This window comes from Luteimonas sp. RC10, from assembly GCF_014192745.1.
Taxonomy (GTDB): domain Bacteria; phylum Pseudomonadota; class Gammaproteobacteria; order Xanthomonadales; family Xanthomonadaceae; genus Luteimonas.
Genome location: NZ_JACHYJ010000015.1, coordinates 2,501 through 5,087, shown reverse-complemented (window position 1 = coordinate 5,087; position 2,587 = coordinate 2,501). Strand labels below are relative to the sequence as shown.

The following is a 2,587-nucleotide window of genomic DNA, read 5'->3' as shown; positions in this document are numbered from 1 at the left end:
ATGCGAGGGACTCGCCATACCGGCGCTCACGCTCTCAGAGGTTGGGAAGTAGCGAACATTTTATGACGACTGTACGTGTCGTAGGGCCAAGGATGCTTCGGGTTGCGAAGCAACTTGAGGTTATATGGTCAAGCCACACGGATCATTAGTACTGGTTAGCTCAATACATTGCTGTACTTACACACCCAGCCTATCAACCACCTGGTCTTGATGGTTCCTTCAGGGGAGTCAAGCTCCCGGGAGATCTCATCTTGAGGCGCGCTTCCCGCTTAGATGCTTTCAGCGGTTATCGCTTCCGAACATAGCTACCCGGCAGTGCCACTGGCGTGACAACCGGAACACCAGAGGTTCGTCCACTCCGGTCCTCTCGTACTAGGAGCAGCCCCTCTCAAATCTCCAACGCCCATGGCAGATAGGGACCGAACTGTCTCACGACGTTCTGAACCCAGCTCGCGTACCACTTTAAATGGCGAACAGCCATACCCTTGGGACCGACTACAGCCCCAGGATGTGATGAGCCGACATCGAGGTGCCAAACACCGCCGTCGATATGAACTCTTGGGCGGTATCAGCCTGTTATCCCCGGAGTACCTTTTATCCGTTGAGCGATGGCCCTTCCATACAGAACCACCGGATCACTAAGTCCTACTTTCGTACCTGCTTGATCCGTCGATCTTGCAGTCAAGCACGCTTATGCCTTTGCACACAGTGCGCGATGTCCGACCGCGCTGAGCGTACCTTCGAGCTCCTCCGTTACTCTTTGGGAGGAGACCGCCCCAGTCAAACTACCCACCATACACGGTCCCCGATCCGGATAACGGACCTAGGTTAGAACGTCAAGCACGACAGGGTGGTATTTCAAGGTTGGCTCCGCTGCAGCTAGCGCCACAGTTTCATAGCCTCCCACCTATCCTACACAGACGAACTCAACGTTCAGTGTAAAGCTATAGTAAAGGTTCACGGGGTCTTTCCGTCTTGCCACGGGAACGCTGCATCTTCACAGCGATTTCAATTTCACTGAGTCTCGGGTGGAGACAGCGCCGCCATCGTTACGCCATTCGTGCAGGTCGGAACTTACCCGACAAGGAATTTCGCTACCTTAGGACCGTTATAGTTACGGCCGCCGTTTACCGGGGCTTCGATCAAGAGCTTCGCCTTGCGGCTGACCCCATCAATTAACCTTCCGGCACCGGGCAGGCGTCAGACCCTATACGTCCACTTTCGTGTTTGCAGAGTCCTGTGTTTTTGATAAACAGTCGCAGCGGCCTGGTCACTGCGGCCCTCGATCGCTCTAGCTCGCACGAGCCACGATCAAGGGCGCACCTTCTCCCGAAGTTACGGTGCTATGTTGCCTAGTTCCTTCACCCGAGTTCTCTCAAGCGCCTGAGAATTCTCTTCCTACCCACCTGTGTCGGTTTACGGTACGGTCTGCATAAGCTGAAGCTTAGGGGCTTTTCCTGGAAGCGTGGTATCAGTCACTTCGCTCTAATGAGCTCGTCTCGGTGCTCGGAGTTAAAGGGTCCCGGATTTGCCTAAGACCCACTCCTACCGCCTTTCTCCAGGACAACCAACGCCTGGTAGACCTAACCTTCTCCGTCCCCCCATCGCACTTATGCGAGGTGCTGGAATATTAACCAGCTTCCCATCGACTACGCATTTCTGCCTCGCCTTAGGGGCCGACTCACCCTGCGTCGATTAACGTTGCGCAAGGAAACCTTGGGCTTTCGGCGTGAGGGCTTTTCACCCTCATTATCGTTACTCATGTCAGCATTCGCACTTCCGATACCTCCAACGGACTTCTCAATCCGCCTTCGACGGCTTACGGAACGCTCCTCTACCGCGCACAACAAGTTGTGCACCCCAAGCTTCGGTTTATCACTTAGCCCCGTTAAATCTTCCGCGCAGACCGACTCGACCAGTGAGCTATTACGCTTTCTTTAAAGGGTGGCTGCTTCTAAGCCAACCTCCTGGCTGTCTGTGCCTTTCCACATCGTTTCCCACTTAGTGATAATTTGGGACCTTAGCTGTGGGTCTGGGTTGTTTCCCTTTTCACGACGGACGTTAGCACCCGCCGTGTGTCTCCCATGCAGTCTGTCCTGGTATTCGGAGTTTGCAATGGTTTGGTAAGTCGCAATGACCCCCTAGCCATAACAGTGCTCTACCCCCAGGAAGATTCACATGAGGCGCTACCTAAATAGCTTTCGAGGAGAACCAGCTATCTCCGGGTTCGATTAGCTTTTCACTCCTAATCACACCTCATCCCCTACCTTTGCAACGGGAGTGGGTTCGGGCCTCCAGTTGATGTTACTCAACCTTCACCCTGGGCATGACTAGATCACCCGGTTTCGGGTCTATTACCCGCGACTATGCGCCCTTATCAGACTCGGTTTCCCTTCGCCTCCCCTATACGGTTAAGCTTGCCACGAACAATAAGTCGCTGACCCATTATACAAAAGGTACGCCGTCACCCTTACGGGCTCCGACTGCTTGTACGCACACGGTTTCAGGGTCTATTTCACTCCCCTCTCCGGGGTTCTTTTCGCCTTTCCCTCACGGTACTGGTTCACTATCGGTCGGTCAGGAGTAT

General features: G+C 54.1%; 1 rRNA gene (only partly in view). It reads right to left on the bottom strand.

Going from position 1 to position 2,587, the window contains the following annotated elements:
* Positions 1 to 124: 124 nt before the first annotated feature.
* Positions 125 to 2,587 (bottom strand): 23S ribosomal RNA (locus tag FHW73_RS17300) (it continues 416 nt past the right edge of the window).